Consider the following 18,949-nt stretch of genomic DNA (forward strand, 5'->3'; position numbering starts at 1 on the left):
AAAATGGTGTATACTATATGTAAACGATTTCAAAGGAGACCATTATGGTTAAAACATTTTTTATTCCAAATAAACAAAGTATTTTAGGACAACAGGAGATTCTTACAGCTAAATCAATTTTAGGTTTGGTAGAAGGTTTAGAGTCCCATAGTTATGATGCTGTTTACCTCCGTCAACCTCTCAATCGCCTTGAGTATATCGAGTGTGCTGTTGTGGGAAAATCTCAGTTTCTCTTTAAAGTTTGCTACCTTGACTCTCAAAAAGGCTATCAGGTTGTCATTCCTGACTTGATTACAAGAGTTGACTGGAAGATTGTGGAAACTCTCTTGCAAGCCTTGTCTAGCAAGGTTGGTGAAGCAGTTGAAGGATTGGCAGACTTTGATTTGGAAAACTATTTCCAAGAAACTGTTAAGCACTATCTAGCTGATAAAGCTGCTCGTTTAGGTTTCTGTCAGGGTATTCTATCAACTATTTACTTTGATAAGAAGGATTTAGAAAGCTTTTTGGAAGAAGATGGCTTGGCACGTTTTGAAGAATTGGTTAAGAGGGTTCAAGGGTCGGATGCTTATCCTTCCAGCGCTAAATTCTATCCAGATGGTGAGGGTAAGGTTCATGGTATCTACCACCTAGCTCAGGGAGTTAAGACTGTTTTGCCAAAAGGTCCTGTTGTTCCTGTTCCTTATGCTGAGCAGTTGGCAGGTAAGGAACTTGTTTGGGAGATTGATCTGGTAAAAATCTCTGGAGATGGCTCAAAAGCAGAAGACTATGAAGCAGTAGCTAGACTGGATTATCAAGCCTTCTTAGAAGCTCTTCCAAAGGAACTTTGTCAGGATTTGGATGCCAACCAAATAGTGGTAGGACCTGTTTTGGGGGAAGATTTTGAGAACTTAGTAAAAGGTAACTAGAGGCCCAAATGAAAGATACTAGTTTTAAATAATGTGATAAGGCAGATCGTTTGGTCTGCTTTTTGTTTACACAAAAAATCCTGTCAGAGTGACAGGATTTTATCTTACATAAAAGCTAGGATTCGGAGATAGTCAGAAACCAGTGCCATTTCTGCTAGGAAGAAGAGAAATAGGACGCTTCCGTTGACGAGGATAGCCAAGAGCAGGCGATAAAAGGGATCAGTTGAGCTATTCTTACTCGGTCTTGAGATGATGTAGAAGTTGCCAAGTAGAACCATACCAATACTAATGAGACAGAGAAGAGCCGCAAAGCGTAGGCCATTAAAGAAGGCAAAGAAGCTAGCGACGCCTGTCAGTAGGATAGGAAGGGCGAAGAGCCTGCCATACTCTTGAAAGGCTCTTTCCAATGTCCAATCGCTGTCCTGATCGACAAAACGTTTGACTACGAATCCACCCATGAGGATTGAAAAGAAGAAGAGGCTTGTCGCTACTAAGATAGAGAAGATAGAAAAGAGATTGAGAGATGGGAATTGTTCCACGAAGTTGGAGTTGGCATCGATACTTGCCATGCGACCGTAGTAGCTATGTTTGGCATGGTAAACAGTAAAGAGGAAACTCGTAGCAGAAAAGATAGTTAGGAGTGCAAAGGCATTATAACTATGTTTTTTATCTGTATCAAAACGAGCTGTCGGCTCTTTGATAGCGCCTTGTAACCAGACCCAAAAATCAGCCAATTCTTCTTTGAAGATTGTAGTTTTTGTAGGGACAGGATCTGGGACAAATGGACTTTCCAAAGATTTGCTAGGCTGAGGTGCTTCCTTAACTGGTTTTTCTGCTTGGTCTGTCTTTGTTGCCAGTTCTTCTTGTTCTTCAGTCTCTACAGGTTCTTCTGACTTGTCTGTATTTGCAACGATTTCTTCGTGTTCGTCACTCTCTACTTTCTCTAGGTCAGCTTCTTGTTCGTCAGGATTGGCTTGAAGGCTTTCTTCAACCACTGGCAACTCTTCTTTTTCTTTTAACTCTTCTTGGGGAATGACTGGATCAGATGGGTTATCTTTTTTCTCATTGTTGGCTGTTTTCTCGAAATCAGCACTTTCGAACCATTCTTGAGTCATGATGGGACCTCCTTTTTTATTTTTGTTAGAGTATTAGTTATTCGTTATCGGTGTGAACGATTTCTCGAATTGGGTGAGCGATCCGGTTCGTCTGGAATGTTGATATCTTGACCTGCCTTTGCGACGAGGAGATCTTGCGTATCTTTTTTCTCTACTTTGTAAGGATTTGAGAATTCTTCGTCATTATTTACATGATTCCCCTGGACGGGATTCACTCCTTCTCGAGTTCGATGATAGATAGCCCCGTATTCTGATGAGAGATCGAGATTGATTCGTTCAAGCTCTTTTCGGGACAACATGAGTATGATGTCATTTTCTGCCTCGAATTCTACCTTACCGTGCACTTGGATATCGTCTACAGAGATATGTTCATGTTCTGCTTGGATGCGGCTATCTGTTAGACTGGTTTCAAATACATTGACAATTCCAGTTGTGGTCAGTTGGCTATTTTTTATTTCGCTATTAGTGATCCGAAGAAGATAGCCATTTGACTGGATTTTGGCATTGCTGAGTTTTGCTTTAGCAATCGAAAGGACACCATGGTCGACCTGGGCTGTTAGATTTTTTAACTCTCTTCCTTTCGGTAGTGATAGAACGACTTCATCATTACGTCTAGAGACTCCGCTTGCGATAAATAGGATTCCCTCAATACTAGAACCTACAGAAGGACGTGTAGTTGGCTTGGTGTCTGAAATCTCAAGAGTTTTTTCTTTGATAGAATGCTGGAGGTTTTCTTTTTCAGAGATGGTCGGGTGATACTGAAGGTGAATCTTATCATCGTTTGACTCCGTAATGACGAGCGAATGTTCTTTCAGTGAGATGTTAAGGTTTTCGATATCTTGATCAAAAACGAGTTCTTCCATTCGACTTTCAAATACTGGATTTTGAGACATTGCAAGGAGGCTTCTGACTCCGTCTGTTTGGATGCCGATGATCATCATGGAAAAACCGATGATACTGGTAACAACACCAAAGATAAGAAATCCTTTTGTCCATTTACGCATGTCTTTCACCTCTCTTTCCTCTATTAAGAATCCATTGGATGAGTCGAAGGACTAGTAATCCAAAGAAACGTGCTACATAGGAAGTCGCTAGTAAGACTAGAGACGAAGCTCCGATCGCTAGTAAACCTCCACCAAAAATCAGTACAAAAGCAGATGTCGATTCAGCCAGAACGTAGAAGCTTTCAAATAGGAGAACGCCTCCTAGGATTAGTCCAGCTACTGATACAGCAAAGAAGGCTATAAGTACGCTGACAGCAGCGATAAAAATCCCGATGATAGCCATGAGAAGAGCAATTCCGACTGGAATTCCGATAGGAGCTGCAAGAAGGGCTAGTAGAGCGATGCGTAAAATATGGCGGTCGTTCTTACTGGAATTTTCTTCGTTGATTTTCTTATCAAGAAGTGTAGTCAGGACATCATGGGCAGCTTCTTTTGGACTTCCCAGGCTAGCGATAAGCTCCTCCTCACCTTCTGGACCCGCATCATCAAAGAGTTCTTTGAAGTAATCCATGGCTTCAATGCGATCAGATTGAGGAAGCTTCATCAGATAGGCTTCAAGCTGATTCAAATATTCAGTTCTTGTCATGGCGAATGCTCCCTTCTATGATGCCATTGATGGTGTCAGTGTAGAGTGTCCACTCTTCTCTGAGTACAAATAGTTGCTCCTCCCCAATCTCTGTCAAGGAGTAGTACTTCCGCATCCGACCTTGGTATTCGCGAGAGTATGTAGTCAGATAGCGGTTGGTATCCAGTTTTTTCAAGATGGGGTAGAGGGTAGATTCCTTGATTTTGGCAATGAGTTTAATGGTTTGGCTAATCTCATAACCATAGGAATCCCCTTGTTCTAGGATGGCCAAGATGAGAAATTCAATCAAAGCCGCTGATGTTGGAAAATACATGGGGCACCTCCTTTTTTAGTATGTAAAAATTTTATATATAATTATTCTACACATACATCATACATCTAAATGTAAGCCCTGTCAAGTAATATGTGTAAAATTTTTATATATAAAAAATCTCCTAGTAAAAACTAGAAGATTAAAGGTTGTTTTGCATTACTTTGAGGCAATGCTTATCTGTAATCCTCATCATAAATGGGCGGAAGATAAAAATACTTGTCTTCAATCTTGATTTTGGCACAGAGGATGCCGTTTTGATAGACATATCCGTTAAATGGAGGATAGCTATCCAAGTTTTTTAGGATATTCTCAGGCAAAGAACTAAAATTGTAATCCCTCAAGGCACCAGAACCAATCAATCTTTCAGTCCGATAAGCCTTGATTTCTTTTTCATATTTTTTGAGAAATGCTTCTCGTTTGCTTTCAAAGAGAGCCAAATCTCCGTCATCTAACTCGTAATAGCGTTCGTAACCAGCAATCCAAGAAATATAAACACACAGTAAAGATTTTTCTATCTCTGGAGAGTAGCCAATTGTAAAGTAATTTTCTTTGTCGACCTGCCGATTTTCTACTGTGATAGTCTGTATAAAGTTAGTCATGATAATCTCCGTTTCAAGAATGAACTAGAAATGCTTCTCATTTAAAAATCTTTTAGCTCATCAAAGATTTCTATAAATTTTTCTTTGTCCATCCCTAAATTTTCAGGTAGTAAATCTAAGATCTCGACCAGGGCATCATAGATATCCTCTCTCTCGATTGTTTCAATAAAACAGTTACGCTTGTCCATTTTATTGAAACCTTGAGTATATTCTCTTATGAGGGCTTCTATGTGTTTCATAGTATCCTCGTTGGGGTTTTCTAGAAGCTTTATAAGACTTGCTCTAGTCTTTCTATATAGAGAGGCTGCTTTTTTTGCGTTTGCGGTTGAAATATTCTCTTGTCCATCCCATGAGCGAAATGGATTGTCTAGGTTTTGGGCTAGCCATTCAGCTTTTCTCGGTTTTGTTATCCAAAGATTCAGTCCCTTGTCTTGCTGTTTTTCATAATATTTTTTGGCTACTTTAGCGGCCTCTTCTGGTAAGCTGCTCATCCAAAACATGCTTAATCGAGGTAAATCTTCTGGTTTGGGAATATCCTCTGCAGTAAAGCCAAACAAATCAACAGTGGAAAACATGACTAACTCTTTGAACTCTGATAATTTATGGAAATTGAGAATATGACCAGGTTTCCCCCATAATCTTAATTCCCTAAGCCTTGGATAGTTATTCAAGATTTGTGCAAAGTCTATTTCAAGGATGTTAGAACAATGGATGGCTCCTAAATCTTTTAATCCCAGTACCTTAGGTAGAGAACGATCAAGTTGTAATCGTAAGCTGGCTCCATGGTCCTTTACAAGTATTTGACAATTGTCGCTCATGTCTCCTAATAAGACTAGCTCCTCCAAATCATCGTTCAGTCTAAGTTCCTCTACTCCTGTCAAATCAATGGAAAGTCGATGTATGGATGTCTTAGAAAAATCCAGTTTTGTTTGTCCATGATTTTTAAGAACTAGTTCTGTAATAAAAGGAGTTGATTGCAAATACTCATATATATTTTTGTGCCATTTAGTTAATGCTAACTTAGATAAGCAAGGAAAGACTTTTAATTCTAATGCGTCTTCAAAAGGCGTCCACTCGTCATTGATATTGTGTTTAGAAATACGGCATTCATTTCCTGCAAATGAAACTTTTTCCTTGCTTTTATCTGCTTTCTTAAATAAATCTCTTTTTTCTTTTGGGATTTCTTGCCATTTCAGTTGCCTATAAATATCGTAACCATTCCCCCAAAACATAGCATAAGTATTGGTGCTTTCAGTTGTTAAAGGAGATCTATTACCAATAAAAATATAATTTGACGGTACATGAATATCAACATTACTCAGATGCAAGCCTCTATCCCAGTACATAAAATCAATGTACAGTGGCTTTAAGAAAGATAGTTCTTCTTCTGTAAGAGGTTGATCTCCTGACCAGTCTAATGACAGCAGGACAGCCTGCGGCTTTTTCTCCCCCTCTTCTATCTTGGTTATCTGACAAGCTGTGTATTTTTTTAGATGGAAATTGTAAACACAATAGACGTCCCCTGTTTTTGCTAGCATACAAATTTCTCCTTATATGATTCGATGGTCCTTGGTTAATCGAGATTTTTTATCTAATCAAAATTTCTTAATGGTGTTAAAACAATTATAAATGTAGACGTTTTTAATTTTAACTTTAGCATCGCTTCAACTATCAATTCCGAAAGTAATAACCTTTTATGTACCCAAACAGTGCTACTCCTAATAAATTTTAATCGAAGTTTTCCTAGCTTTATTATATCATTTTTGCGCATAGTAAGAGTAGTATGCTTGGTAAATCTATACTTTGTAAAATGTTGTGAAGGTCCCAAAAAACCAGACTCAGTCTGGCTTGAAAAGTGTGTTTATCTGTGGTAAATTCTTTTAGATTTTATGAGTGTTATGTAGAATAGGAGTATATCTATCTGAATTTTATCGTAGATTTTTTATACTTAATTTTCTTATCTAAGAGTTTTAATAGGGGAGTCACGTATTCAGGATTCGGAAACTTGGGACCGAAAATGACTTCATCGATTTGAATGTTTTCTTTTATCTCAAGATAAAGTTTACCGAATTCAGGAGAATAATCAATTTTTATCTTGTCATTATCTGATCTTAGGTTAGCATATTGCAAAATACGCAATTCTTCTTCATACTTATAATCAACCGATTTGAATAGGTAGCGGATTTCTTCAATACAGTCAGCGATAGCTTTTTTATAGAATGGATCCCCAGAATTTTTATAGTCCCTTAATTCTGATTTTAAATCTACCAACAATCCTTTTAGTCGCGTTACTTCTTCACTGGTGAATAGTTCAGTTTCTTCGATGTCGAATTGATCATCGGAGTAATGAACATAAGCTACGCGATATAAATAATCCCTATTATTATTTGATATAGAATGTTTGCCTTCAGAGATTTGTACATTTTCATTTCCTATAATCGTCATCTCTTTGCCGGATTCATTTAGAGAGATATCGTTTGGAATTTCAACGTTTGAATTCATTTTATGACTGATTTGTTTATCTGAGTTTTTTTGATACCAAGGAAGGTCACTTAGTGAATGATAATGTGCAAAATCATTTTCATTTAGTACAATACAGACTCCTTCTGCGTTATTTCCATATTGCGACCACATGGCTAAATCATCTGTTTTGCTAGTGAAACTCATTAAAAACCAAGAGCTAGGATCCAAAGGATTGCGTTTTTCTAATTTTAAAATGTCTTCTAGAATGACACCTTCTTCAGGATCGTTCATATAGTTGGCGTTATTTAGGTGTGTCTTTCCTGAGATGGAGAATGGAGCTTTTTCTTCTTTTCCTAGTATGCTTTGGAGTGCTTTTCCTGAAGTATAGTGACCAAATTTTAGTTTTCTATTTTTTTCCTCAGCCTTTAATCCGAGCTCATACTTGAGTTGTTGAACAAGAGTATAAATTTTGATTAACTGATTGATTTTTGGGGAGTCATCTCTGTAATAATCTATCCATGCTTTTAAAATATCATATTTTGTATCAGAGATAATACCAAGTTTTAAGGTGCGAATAAGCAAATTTTTCTCTTTATCCTCCTTTTCTTCTTTAATTGATGAATTAAAACAAAGTTGATCCAGAGCTTTTATGATATTAGTAGTAGGAAACTGAACTTGATCTTGTTCAAATTGTTCTTCATTTTCGAGTATCTCGATTAGAATATTTAAAATGTTGATACTTGGGATAGATCTCAAAGATTGACAGATATCATTTACAAGAGTTGAATGCTCGATCAGATTATTAGTTGCAAAATCTTTCCTGGCTGTAAGATACTGGACAGTGATCTCTTCAGATTGTTCGAAGTTATGGTATAACCTTGTTAACTTATCCATAGTTTCAAATTTTTCAGCTTGGTGTGGTTGTTTAGTGATGATATTCGCAAGAACTTCAGAGTAGCATAAATTGATATCTTCATTTTTTTCAAAATTAAAAGCTATTTTTTTAAGTTTAGAAGCAGTATCATTTAATTTATCTAAATTGGCTTGCTCAAGTGACAAATTAACTAAAGCCATAGCATAATTTAATGCAATATCTTGATACTTATTGAATTTTTTATAAATAGTTTGAATTTTCTGAACAGTTTTAGTGATATCTTCTAATTTCGTCTGTTCAGCTGATAGGCTAACTAAAACCATAGCATACTGCAAAGCAATATCTTGAGGTTCATTGAACTTTTTATATATAGCTTGAATTTTCTGAGCATTTTCAGAAATTTCTTCTGGTTCAGTCTGTTTGATTGATAAATTAACCAAAGCCATAGCATAATTTAATGCAATATCTTGATACTTATCGAATTTTTTATAGATAGTTTGAATTTTCTGAACAGTTTTAGTGATATCTTCTAATTTTGTCTGTTCAGCTGATAGGCTGACTAAAACCATAGCATACTGCAAAGCTATATCTTGAGGTTCATTGAACTTTTTATATATAGCTTGAATTTTTTGAGCATTTTCAGAAATTTCTTCTGGTTCAGTCTGTTTGATTGATAAATTAACCAAAGCCATAGCATACCGTAAAGCAATGAGTTCTGAATTTTGAAATTTTAAGGTTAAAGCTTCTAGTTCAGAGATAGTTTCTTTACGTTGTTTGATATCATTTTGCTGGTTTGAAAGATTGACTAAAGAGCTAGCATACCGTAAAGCAATAAGTTCCGAATATTGAAATTTTAAGGTTAAAACTTCTAGTTTAGATACAATTTCTTTACGATCGTTGATATCATTTTGCTGGTTTGAAAGATTGAATAAAGCGTTAGCATACCGTAAAGCAATGTCTTGAGAATTTTGAAACTTTAATGTTAGGTCTTCTAGTTTAGATATAGTTTCTTTACGATCGTTGATATCATTTTGGTTGTTTGAAAGATTGAATAAAGCCATAGCATAACGTAATGCAATGTCTTCAGAATGCTTGAATTGGTCAAAGATTTCTTTGACCAATTCAGCGGTCTTCAATCTGTCCTCAACATTTTCTTGTTTAGCTGACAAATTGACTAAAGCCATAGCATAATGTAAAGCAATATCTTCAGAGTGCTTGAAAAACTCAAAAATTTGTTTGACAGAATTAACAGTGTTCAGTACATCCTCAACATTTTCTTGTTCAAACAATAAATTAACTAAAGTCTTAGCATAACGTAAAGCTATCTCTTCAGATTCTGGAAATTGCTCATAAATTATTCTTGCCTTTTCTGCTAGATCTTCACAGGCAGTCTTATCTGTCTGCTCTACTGATAAGTCAAGGAGCTTATCTAACTCTGCTACACTTTCTTTCAACTTGTAATTCTGTTCATCCATACTATGCCCTCACTTTGAAATAGTAATTATTGCTAGTTCAAACTAATCCGCCTTTTCGTTTCATAATTAGTTTCTACATATTTTATTATATCAAAAACCATATTTTTCTCCTAGTATATGTATGATGCTTTTTAAACATATACTCATACAAAAAACCAGACTCAGTCTGGCTTGGAAAGTGTGTTTATCTGTGGTAAATCCTAAAACCTTTTTAGAGGATTTTCTTAGTTTTATCTACCATAAAGAGGGAGATTGTCATGATGATATCAATTACTAGAAGAATCAGTACCGCTGGAACCCAAGACTGGAACATGTTAAAACTGTAACCAAAGAGAGTTGGTCCAAAGGCGGCAAAGATATAGCCTCCAGTCTGAGCCAGACCGGATAATTGGGCAGTTTTTTCCGGCGAGCTTGTTTTAATTGAGAAGCAAACCATGAGATAAGGAAAGAGAGCGCTACAGGCAGTGCCAATCAAGAGATGGGCAACTAACCAATAAAAGAAATTGTTGCTCGGGTATAGAAGCATAGCAATTCCTAACATACCAGCCAGAGAGATGACTGCTAACATGATTTGACGGTGACGATTTGACAAACGCGTCGTTAAACTTGGAATGGTCATGGAGAAGGGAATGCTAATTAGTGAAAAGATAGAAGCCAGAAGTCCGGCATCCGTATGAGCTAGCCCTGCACTGATGGCCATGGTTGGTAACCAGGTCATGCTGGTATAGAAGAGTAGGGACTGAAGTCCACCAAAAACGATGATGGCCCAGACATTTTTATTTTTTAAGATATTCTCTTTCTCTTGTTTTTTCTCATGTCCTTCTAGAAAATGATTGCGACTATGGTTGGGTAGCCAAATGAAGAAGGTTAGCAAACAGAGAAGGCTTAGACAAAGGATCAAGCCTTTCCAAGAAGTTGCTTGAGTGATGGGGACAGCGATGTAAGAGGAGAGGGCAGTTGCAATCCCCATGGACGTTACATAAAGTGTTGTCAGAAAACTGATTTTTTGCGGATAGTTGGCCTGAATCATACTTGGGAGGAGTACATTGAAAATGGCGATGCTCGCTCCGATGATCAGAGTTCCTAGATAGAGAAGGGGAAGATTGAAGATACGAATGACAGAACCAATAGTTAAGAGGAGGAGACAGTAAGTGAAAAGGTGCTCGAGTCCAATCTTTTGAGCCAAACGGGTCGCAAAAGAGGAGAAAAGAGCAAACATTAAGAGAGGAAGGCTGGTCAAAACACCAAGTGAGCTGACTTCAATTCCTAAACCTTGAGCAATATCTCCCAAAACAGTTGGCAAAGCTGTGAAAGGAGCTCTTAAGACCGCTCCGATTAAGATAATTCCTAGAATAAAAAAGAGTGATCGTTTTTTCATGTGAACCTCAATAAGCTGATTTTGATAACAGCTTATTTTAAGTTTTTTTCCAAGAGATGTCAAGCTAGAGTAGGGAGATTCGGTTTTTAACTTAAACTAAATAAAAGTAAAGAAGGATGAATTGTTTACTAGTTTTTTTCTGGGATTCAAATAAAAATAGGAAAGTCTGGAAATTTGTGATAAAATAGTGGAAGAAAATCTATACATTGGAGAAAAACTGTGTCTGAAAATCGGAAATTTAGTGTCTTGATGTCAGTCTATATCAAAGAAAACCCTACCTTTCTAGAAGAAGCGGTAGAGAGTATCTTACATCAAACGCTCAAACCTAGCGAAGTGGTTATCGTCGAAGACGGTCCATTGACACCTGAACTCTATCAAGTTTTGGAAAAATTGGAAACACAGTCAAGTATTCCGATCAAACGCTATCCACTTGAACAAAACCGAGGCTTAGGCTTAGCGCTTCAGTATGGCGTCTTACAGTGCCAATATGACGTCATTGCTCGTATGGATACAGATGATATTGCTGTCGAAGACCGTTTCGAACAACAGTTCGAATTGATGGAAACAGAGAATTTGGATTTGCTGGGTGGTCATATTGCAGAATTTATCGATCAACCAGACGAGATTGTGTCTTACCGTCGTGTGCCGACTAAGCATGAGGATATCATTGCCTACCAACGTATGAGAAGTGCCTTCAATCACATGACGGTCATGTTCAAAAAAGAGATGGTTTTAAAAGCAGGCAACTATGAAGATGGTCTTTATATGGAAGATGACCTGCTTTGGCTCAATATGATTAGCGCTGGTGCTCGGACTGGAAATGTGGATCAGATTCTTTGTAAGGTTCGAGTGGGAGCAGGGATGTTTGAACGCCGGGGTGGTCTTCGCTATCTCAAACTCTATCGCCAAGCGCGTCAAAGAATGCACGCGCGTGGACAGATTTCTTATGGCGAATATCTGAAAAGTGTTTTAATCCAAGTTGTCGTTGCCCTATGTCCAGGATTTGTAAGACAGTTTATATTTTTAAAACTATTGAGAAAAAGCAAATAGCTCATCAGTTTAAAAAAACATCTTGTAATTGCTAGAAAATGTGATTTTGTGTAGGAGGATACCATTCACATGAACAAAAAAATGACAGATTATGTAATTGATCTGGTTGAAGTACTAAATAAACAACAAAAACAAGTCTTTTGGGGGATTTTTGATGCTGCCAGCATGATTTCCTCTATCATTGTTTCTTATATTTTATTTTATGGATTGATCAATCCAGCACCTGTGGACTATGTCATCTATACTAGCTTGACCTTCTTGTTCTATCAAATCATGATTGGATTCTGGGGGCTCAATGCCAGCATTAGTCGCTATAGCAAAATCACAGACTTTATGAAGATATTCATCGGAGTAAGTGTCAGCAGTGTCTTGTCTTATCTTATTTGCTACGCCTTCTTGCCACTTTTCTCTGTGCGTTTCATTGTCCTCTTTATCTTGCTCAGCACCTTCTTGATCTTACTCCCTCGTATCACTTGGCAGTTGATCTATTCTAGACGTAAAAAGGGTGATGGAGAAGGGGAACACCGTCGTACCTTCTTGATTGGTGCCGGGGACGGTGGAGCTCTCTTTATGAACAGCTACCAACATCCTACGAGTGATCTTGAGTTAGTCGGTATTTTGGACAATGATGAAAAGAAAAAAGGTCAGAAGCTCGGCGGTATCCCAGTTTTAGGTTCCTATGATCAGTTGCCAGAATTGGCCAAACGTCATCAGATTGAGAAAGTCATTGTTGCGATTCCTTCCCTTGATCCGTCAGAGTATGAGCGCATCTTAAAAATGTGTAATCAACTTGGCTTGAAGTGTTATAAGATGCCTAAGATTGAGTCGGTTGTCCAAGGTATCCATCCGCAAGTGGGTGGCTTCCAAAAGATTGATATTACGGACCTTTTGGGGCGTAAAGAAATTAAACTTGATGAGTCACGCCTAGGATCAGAAATTACTGGTAAAACCATCCTAGTGACAGGAGCAGGAGGTTCTATCGGTTCTGAAATTTGTCGTCAGGTTAGTCGCTTCAATCCAGAGCGCGTGGTTCTTTTGGGACACGGGGAAAATTCGATTTATCTGATTTATCATGAATTGATTCGTAGCTTCCAAGGAATTGACTATGTTCCTGTGATTGCAGATATTCAAGACTACGATCGCTTGCTTCAAGTGTTTGAGAAGTATGAACCAGCTATTGTTTACCACGCTGCTGCCCATAAGCATGTGCCGATGATGGAACGTAATCCCAAAGAAGCCTTTAAAAATAACATCCTCGGAACTTATAACGTTGCCAAGGCAGTTGATGTAGCTAAGGTGCCGAAGATGGTCATGATTTCGACAGATAAGGCAGTTAATCCACCAAACGTTATGGGAGCTACCAAACGTGTGGCAGAGTTGATTGTTACAGGATTCAACCAACGTAGTCAGTCTACCTATTGTGCCGTTCGTTTCGGGAATGTTCTTGGTAGCCGTGGTAGTGTGATTCCTGTCTTTGAGCGTCAGATTGCAGAGGGTGGTCCAGTGACCGTGACAGACTTCCGTATGACTCGTTACTTTATGACTATTCCAGAAGCTAGTCGTTTGGTTATCCATGCAGGAGCTTATGCCAAAGATGGAGAAGTCTTCATCCTTGATATGGGGCAACCTGTTAAGATTTATGATTTGGCCAAGAAAATGGTTCTTCTCAGTGGACGTACTGAAAATGAAATTCCGATTGTAGAAGTGGGGATCCGTCCAGGTGAAAAACTCTATGAGGAGTTGCTAGTATCAACCGAATTAGTGGATAATCAAGTCATGGATAAAATTTTTGTAGGTAAGGTTAATGTCATGCCACTTGAAGTCATCAATCAAAAGATTGAAGAATTCCGTGCCTTGCGAGGTTCTGAGTTGAAGCAAGCCATTATCGGTTTTGCCAATGAAACAACTCACGCTGATTAAAAACAAAACTAAGGTATTATCCCTAGAACTCTTTTTGATAGGAGGGAAGGGATAGTATCTTTTTTTTTCTAGATTTGGAGAGACTTTCAGAGTTTTTTGAACAAACTTGTTATTATTGAACAGATATGATAAACTATAGTAAATAAAAAAATTAGGGAGTAACTTATGATTAACGCATATAAAAGTTTCTTTAAAGGTTATGTAGATTTTACAGGCCGTTCAACACGTTCAGAGTATTGGTGGGTTTGGTTAACAAACATAATCCTCCTTGTCCCTTTTTACTCAGCATATTTTAATGTTATATTTAGCGAAGGAAGCGAGGGTGCTTTTCTTGCCTTTGGTGGCCTTGCTATTATTTACATGATTTTTGGTCTGGCACTTTTCTTGCCTTGGCTTGCGTTGACAGTTCGTCGTCTCCGTGACGCTGGTTTCCATTGGGCACTCATTTTCGTTGGCTTTATCCCAATGGTTGGAGGAATTGCTTTACTAGTCTTGTTAGCTATGCCAAGCAAGGAAGTAGAGGTAGTAACCCTTAATAAAGCTGAAAAAGTTGAAGTTGAAGAAGTTGTGGAAGTTTCACCTTTCGAAGAACCAGACAACAAATAGGATAGCCAAACTTCACCATCTATTTAGTTGACTAGCATTCTTCCTACTAGTAGGTAAATCACTAACACTCCCATATCCATTTGTGGATTGAGGAGTGTTTTATTTGTAAATATTGGTGATTTCTAGCAGTATTTGAGAGACTAACATATACAACCAATCAATTAGGAGTAGCGTATGATTCAGGCATATAAAAATTTCTTTAAAGGCTATGCAGATTTTACAGGCCGTTCAACACGTTCAGACTTTTGGTGGGTTTGGCTGATGAATAGTATTTTGTTCCTACCCCTTTATATATTCTGGTTTCAAATGGCCTTGAAGGATGCCGGAGGAACAGATCCTATTTTAGGAGTAGCAATCATAAGTGTTTATATGATTTTAGCTATAGTGTTATTTACACCAAGCCTTGCTGTAAAAGTTCGCCGTTTGCGTGATGCAGGTCTTCACTGGGCCTTCATCTTCCTTCACTTCGTTCCAATGGGTGGTATCGCTCTTTTGGTCTTGCTAGCTATGCCCACTAAGGAAGTAGAAACAGTCACTATCGATAGATCTAAAGAAGTTGAAGCCGAAGAAGTTTCCCCTTTTGAATAATGTAACCAATGTGAGGAAAGGTATTTTTCCGAGTCAAGTACAGATAAAAAGACTCCCAAGTCTAGGAGATACTAGATTTGGGGGTCTTTTGCTTAATCTTTCTTCTGTAAATGATTTAAAATATCTTCTGTTTGGTGAGCAATCCAGTCAGGATGATAGTCCATGAGGTCTTTCTCCTCACCGAATCCCCAGGTTACTGCTAGTTTTTTAATACCAGTTTCTTGGGCACCAATCATATCAAACTTGGTATCTCCGATAATAACGACCGTTTCAGGAGCTAGATGATGGGTTTCCAGAGCCTGACGAATGACATCTGCCTTGTGCAGGGCTTGAGGACTTGAACCATAGATGCCGTCAAAGAAGTGGTCAATCTCAAAATTACTAGTCATATCAACTGCTGTTGGTGTATTTTTGGTTGTTGTGATATAGAGAGGATATTGTTCAGCTAGTTCTACGAGTAAATCTTTGATATGAGGATAAAGCTGGGCTTCGTAAACACCCTTTTCCTTATAGTAGGAGCGATAAAGCTGGATAGCTTGATCAATCTGCTCAGTCGGTAAGCAAGTGGCAAAGCTGGTTTCTAGCGGAGGCCCCATAAAACCACGAATAGTCTTGGCATCAGGGCTTGTCACTCCCAGTTGCTCAAAGGTATAGGTGAAACCATTGTGGATACCGATAGAACTATCAACTAGCGTTCCATCTAAATCGAAAAAAATAGCAGAAATTGATGACATATACTCTCCTAATGATTTTGAAATTATTCGCCGAAGATTTCTTTTTGAAGGCGACGACCTGTAGGTGTGGCAGCGAGCCCCCCTTCAGCAGTTTCACGGAAGGCAGTTGGTAAGCTAGATCCTACTTGATACATGGCGTCAATGACCTCATCAACTGGGATTTTTGATTCGATACCAGCCAGAGCCATATCGGCTGCGATGAAGGCAAAGCTTGCTCCCATAGCGTTACGCTTGACACAAGGAACTTCAACCAAGCCTGCAACAGGGTCACAAATGAGACCGAGCATATTTTTAATGACAAAAGCCAAGGCCTGGCTAGCTTGATAGGGACTTCCTCCAGCAGCTAAGGTCAGGGCAGCGGCACTCATGGCAGAAGCAGAGCCAACCTCTGCTTGGCAGCCTCCTTCAGCTCCTGAGATAGAAGCGTTGTTAGCAATGACGAGCCCGAAAGCGCCAGCAGCAAAGAGAAAGTCTAGTTGTTGCTCATGAGTTAAATCCAACTTTTCAATAGCAGCAGTGAGAACGGCTGGAAGGCAGCCAGCACTACCAGCTGTCGGAGTGGCACAGACCAAACCCATCTTGGCATTGTGTTCATTAACGGCGATAGCATTACGAGCAGCAGACAAGACAGTTAAGTCTGATAAGGTCTTTCCTTTTTTGATGTAGTGGTCAAGCTTGGCAGCGTCACCACCTGTCAAACCGCTACGAGATTTCTTTTCACTAAGACCAAGCTCAACTGAAGCTTTCATGACTTCAAGGTTGCGCTCCATGAGAAGGAGAACTTCTTCACGTTCACGACCTGTTAGCTCAAACTCAGTCCTAATCATGAGTTCAGCAACATTTCCTTGAAAATCAAGTTCGGCTTGTTGGACTAATTCTTTGATAGAGTAAAACATATTTCCTCCTATTGAAAGAAATTGACATTGTGCAGATGAGGAATTTTACGAATTTCTTCGATAGATTCGTCACAGTTGCGACTATCAACTTCGATAATCATAATGGCTTTCTCACCAGCCTTTTCTCGGGTCACATTCATCTGAGCGATGTTGATATCAAAGCGAGAGAGGGCCTCTGTCACGTGAGCAATCATACCAGGAACATCCTGATGGACAATGATGATAGTAGGAGTATTCATATTAAGGGATACCGCAAAACCATTGAGCTCTGTCACCTGGATATTACCGCCACCAATTGAAATTCCTGTGACACTGATAGTCTTACGATCGTTCTTCACAGTGATTTTCGTAGTGTTTGGATGAGGTGCGTTGCTGTCTTTTTGGATAGTCCAGACGATTTTGATGCCACGCTTGTGGGCGATTTCTAAACTGTTAGGGATTTCTGGATCATCTGTATCCATTCCTAAGATTCCAGCGACAAGGGCCAGGTCTGTCCCGTGTCCACGATAGGTTTTTGCAAAAGAGTTAAAAAGTTGGAATTCGACCTCAGTTGGAGTATCATCAAAGATAGATGAAACGATTTTCCCGATACGAACAGCTCCTGCCGTGTGGCTACTAGATGGCCCAATCATGACTGGTCCAATGATATCAAAGACAGATTGAAAACGAAGTGATTGCATCTGTTTCCCCTTCAAAAGATTCTTACCTCTATTATATCAAAGATTAGATGCAAGCGCTCAATTCCATGATGAAATATCTAAAATCCTCGTAAAGCCTATAAAATCAAGCCTTTTGTAACAAAAAAAGGTTATTTAAGTGAAATAAAACATAGTCTTGTAACATTTCTACATAAAAACGTCAAGAAACAGTAATAATAGTAGGGTATGATGGAAATATAAGAAAGAAGGAGAAACTTTTTAAATGAAATCAACTATTAAAACAAAATTTGCAGGATTGGCAGTCGTACTTGGATTCCTTGCACCATCACTAACTTTTGCACAAGAAACAACAACTTACACAGTAAAATCAGGTGACACTCTTTCAGAAATTGCAGAAACACACAACACAACAGTTGAAAAATTGGCTGAATTGAATAATATTGAAAATATTGACCTTATCTTTGTAGACCAAGTCTTGATTATTGATGGTCCAGCTGCTGCAGTAGCTGCAACCACTTCAACCACTTATGAGGCTCCAGCTACAACAGAGGCAACAACAGAAGCTGTAACTTATGAAGCAGAAGCAACTGAAAAAACAACTTATGAAGCACCAGCAGCACCAGTTGTGGAAGAAAGCTACACTGCTCCAGCAGCAACAGTGAGCGGATCTGAAGCAGAAGCCAAAGAATGGATCGCTCAAAAAGAATCAGGCGGTAGCTACACAGCTACAAACGGACGTTACATCGGACGTTACCAATTGACAGATTCTTACTTGAACGGTGACTACTCAGCTGAAAACCAAGAACGTGTAGCAGACGCTTATGTTGCAGGACGTTACGGTTCATGGACAGCTGCTAAGAACTTCTGGCTTAACAACGGTTGGTATTAAGAACATATAGAAAAGGAAGTCTCAATGACTTTCTTTTTTGTTTACAAAGATAGCAACTTCTCGCTCTAGCTCTGTTAGTAAGTGTACATCTTCTACTAGTTTAGCTAAGGAGAGTCCATTTTGTATCAACTGAGCATCATTATCACAAATGCCTATACGAATATAGGAAAACGCAAGTGTATCATACTTTTTGCTTGCTTTTGCCTCCTCTAAGAGAGTGTAGCAAAGCTGTTTGCAAAGCAACTTATCACCATTGTAAAGATAAAGAGTTGAGAGATTCAAAAGCAACATCATACGAAACTGAAAGACAGGAGCATAGTGTTTATAAACCTCTAGTCGTTCGAGAATTTTTTCAGTAATCTGATGAATATACTCCATAGGAAAAGAGAATGGTATTAAGGACTTTGAGGTCGCTCTCATACCAAGTATCTTGTTTCTCAATCTTATCCCATAGTATGTTTACAATGTTGTCAACCTTACTTGACAATTTTTCTATCCCATTTTCACGGATGTAGATAACGATTTCGAGCATGTCTTGTAACTGCTGGATGGTAAATCATGGTGTGTTTTTAGATAATATTGGCATTTTTTGAGTAATTTACTTAAGTCGCTCGTACCACTAATAGAAGCTGTTTTTAGAAAAGTTTGCATGATAGTTGATCGTTCACTTGGGTGGTAGAGATAGCAAATATATTCAAACTCTTCAAAACTCATATTGATTGCCGGAGAAGAAATTCCATATTCTCATATTTTGAAGTTGTTTTTCCACTTTCGATTTTTGATAGGCTGGTTCTTGAAAGGACGCTGCCACAGACATCTTCTTGGGTTAATTCTTTTGACTCACGGATTTCTTTATAAACATTTCCAAAATCGTAGCGCATGTTCTCCTCCTGGT

At 38.5% G+C, this 18,949-nt stretch carries 17 protein-coding genes and 1 pseudogene; 6 read left to right on the plus strand and 12 right to left on the minus strand.

Translation table 11 applies throughout. The features are described from left to right. Nucleotides 1-44: 44 nt before the first annotated feature. Nucleotides 45-905 (plus strand): DUF4299 family protein, encoded by an 861-nt coding sequence (locus QM874_RS07605; protein ID WP_414316844.1) that lies wholly within the window; start codon nt 45-47, stop codon nt 903-905. 104 nt (nt 906-1,009) lie between these two features. Here QM874_RS07605 and QM874_RS07610 read toward each other — a convergent pair whose 3' ends face one another. The 8 genes from QM874_RS07610 to QM874_RS07645 form a co-directional block, all read right to left on the minus strand. Next, nucleotides 1,010-2,020 carry a DUF6574 domain-containing protein gene (locus QM874_RS07610; RefSeq protein ID WP_414316845.1) on the minus strand — a complete coding sequence of 337 codons (1,011 nt, stop codon included), beginning with the start codon at nt 2,018-2,020 and terminating at the stop codon, nt 1,010-1,012. Between the two features lie 44 nt (nt 2,021-2,064). Beyond that, a complete protein-coding gene (locus QM874_RS07615; RefSeq protein WP_414316846.1) occupies nt 2,065-3,024 on the minus strand; it encodes a DUF4097 family beta strand repeat-containing protein in 960 nt (319 codons plus the stop codon). Continuing rightward, entirely contained in the window at nt 3,017-3,610 is a 594-nt protein-coding gene (locus QM874_RS07620; protein WP_414316847.1) for a DUF1700 domain-containing protein, read from the minus strand. Before QM874_RS07620 ends, QM874_RS07615 begins: the two co-directional genes overlap by 8 nt. Then, nucleotides 3,597-3,923, minus strand: a complete 327-nt coding sequence (locus tag QM874_RS07625; protein WP_006149048.1) for a PadR family transcriptional regulator — start codon at nt 3,921-3,923, stop codon at nt 3,597-3,599. The genes QM874_RS07620 and QM874_RS07625 overlap by 14 nt, the downstream gene beginning before the upstream one ends. Nucleotides 3,924-4,096: 173 nt before the next feature. Further along, the gene (locus tag QM874_RS07630) at nt 4,097-4,522 is read right to left on the minus strand and encodes a hypothetical protein (RefSeq protein WP_414316848.1); all 426 of its coding nucleotides are present in this window, start codon (nt 4,520-4,522) and stop codon (nt 4,097-4,099) included. Nucleotides 4,523-4,563: 41 nt separating this feature from the next. After that, nucleotides 4,564-6,060: a gliding motility protein gene (locus QM874_RS07635; RefSeq protein ID WP_414316849.1), complete on the minus strand. Its 1,497-nt coding sequence runs from the start codon at nt 6,058-6,060 to the stop codon at nt 4,564-4,566. A gap of 379 nt (nt 6,061-6,439) precedes the next feature. Next, nucleotides 6,440-9,334: a DUF2971 domain-containing protein gene (locus tag QM874_RS07640; protein WP_414316850.1), complete on the minus strand. Its 2,895-nt coding sequence runs from the start codon at nt 9,332-9,334 to the stop codon at nt 6,440-6,442. A gap of 211 nt (nt 9,335-9,545) precedes the next feature. Continuing rightward, nucleotides 9,546-10,712, minus strand: coding sequence for a CynX/NimT family MFS transporter (locus QM874_RS07645; RefSeq protein ID WP_414316851.1), 1,167 nt, complete (start codon nt 10,710-10,712; stop codon nt 9,546-9,548). Nucleotides 10,713-10,931: 219 nt separating this feature from the next. Between QM874_RS07645 and QM874_RS07650 the strand changes: the two genes are divergently transcribed. From QM874_RS07650 to QM874_RS07665, 4 genes are all read left to right on the plus strand, one after another. Then, nucleotides 10,932-11,762, plus strand: a complete 831-nt coding sequence (locus QM874_RS07650; protein WP_414316852.1) for a glycosyltransferase — start codon at nt 10,932-10,934, stop codon at nt 11,760-11,762. A 69-nt stretch (nt 11,763-11,831) separates the two neighbouring features. Then, the gene (locus QM874_RS07655; protein ID WP_414316853.1) at nt 11,832-13,682 is read left to right on the plus strand and encodes a polysaccharide biosynthesis protein; all 1,851 of its coding nucleotides are present in this window, start codon (nt 11,832-11,834) and stop codon (nt 13,680-13,682) included. 165 nt (nt 13,683-13,847) lie between these two features. Further along, the gene (locus tag QM874_RS07660; protein ID WP_414271094.1) at nt 13,848-14,288 is read left to right on the plus strand and encodes a DUF805 domain-containing protein; all 441 of its coding nucleotides are present in this window, start codon (nt 13,848-13,850) and stop codon (nt 14,286-14,288) included. Nucleotides 14,289-14,462: 174 nt separating this feature from the next. Next, a complete protein-coding gene (locus QM874_RS07665) occupies nt 14,463-14,876 on the plus strand; it encodes a DUF805 domain-containing protein (protein WP_414271095.1) in 414 nt (137 codons plus the stop codon). 92 nt (nt 14,877-14,968) lie between these two features. Here QM874_RS07665 and QM874_RS07670 read toward each other — a convergent pair whose 3' ends face one another. Genes QM874_RS07670 through sdaAB form a run of 3 tightly spaced genes read right to left on the minus strand, consistent with a single transcriptional unit; the run spans nt 14,969 to nt 17,186 of the window. Continuing rightward, nucleotides 14,969-15,610 carry an HAD hydrolase-like protein gene (locus QM874_RS07670; RefSeq protein ID WP_414271096.1) on the minus strand — a complete coding sequence of 214 codons (642 nt, stop codon included), beginning with the start codon at nt 15,608-15,610 and terminating at the stop codon, nt 14,969-14,971. Between the two features lie 23 nt (nt 15,611-15,633). Continuing rightward, nucleotides 15,634-16,506 carry an L-serine ammonia-lyase, iron-sulfur-dependent, subunit alpha gene (gene sdaAA / locus QM874_RS07675; RefSeq protein ID WP_414316854.1) on the minus strand — a complete coding sequence of 291 codons (873 nt, stop codon included), beginning with the start codon at nt 16,504-16,506 and terminating at the stop codon, nt 15,634-15,636. A gap of 8 nt (nt 16,507-16,514) precedes the next feature. Continuing rightward, on the minus strand, nt 16,515-17,186 hold the full coding sequence (gene sdaAB, locus QM874_RS07680; RefSeq protein WP_075228981.1) for an L-serine ammonia-lyase, iron-sulfur-dependent subunit beta: 672 nt from the start codon (nt 17,184-17,186) through the stop codon (nt 16,515-16,517). A 241-nt stretch (nt 17,187-17,427) separates the two neighbouring features. Here sdaAB and QM874_RS07685 point away from each other — a divergent pair, with 241 nt between their 5' ends. Then, nucleotides 17,428-18,054: a LysM peptidoglycan-binding domain-containing protein gene (locus QM874_RS07685; RefSeq protein WP_414316855.1), complete on the plus strand. Its 627-nt coding sequence runs from the start codon at nt 17,428-17,430 to the stop codon at nt 18,052-18,054. 21 nt (nt 18,055-18,075) lie between these two features. Here the strand turns inward: QM874_RS07685 and QM874_RS07690 are convergent. Next, nucleotides 18,076-18,935: pseudogene (locus QM874_RS07690) on the minus strand (helix-turn-helix transcriptional regulator). Nucleotides 18,936-18,949 lie beyond the last annotated feature (14 nt).

The organism is Streptococcus infantis (genome assembly GCF_047463615.1).
Lineage (GTDB): Bacteria > Bacillota > Bacilli > Lactobacillales > Streptococcaceae > Streptococcus > Streptococcus infantis_X.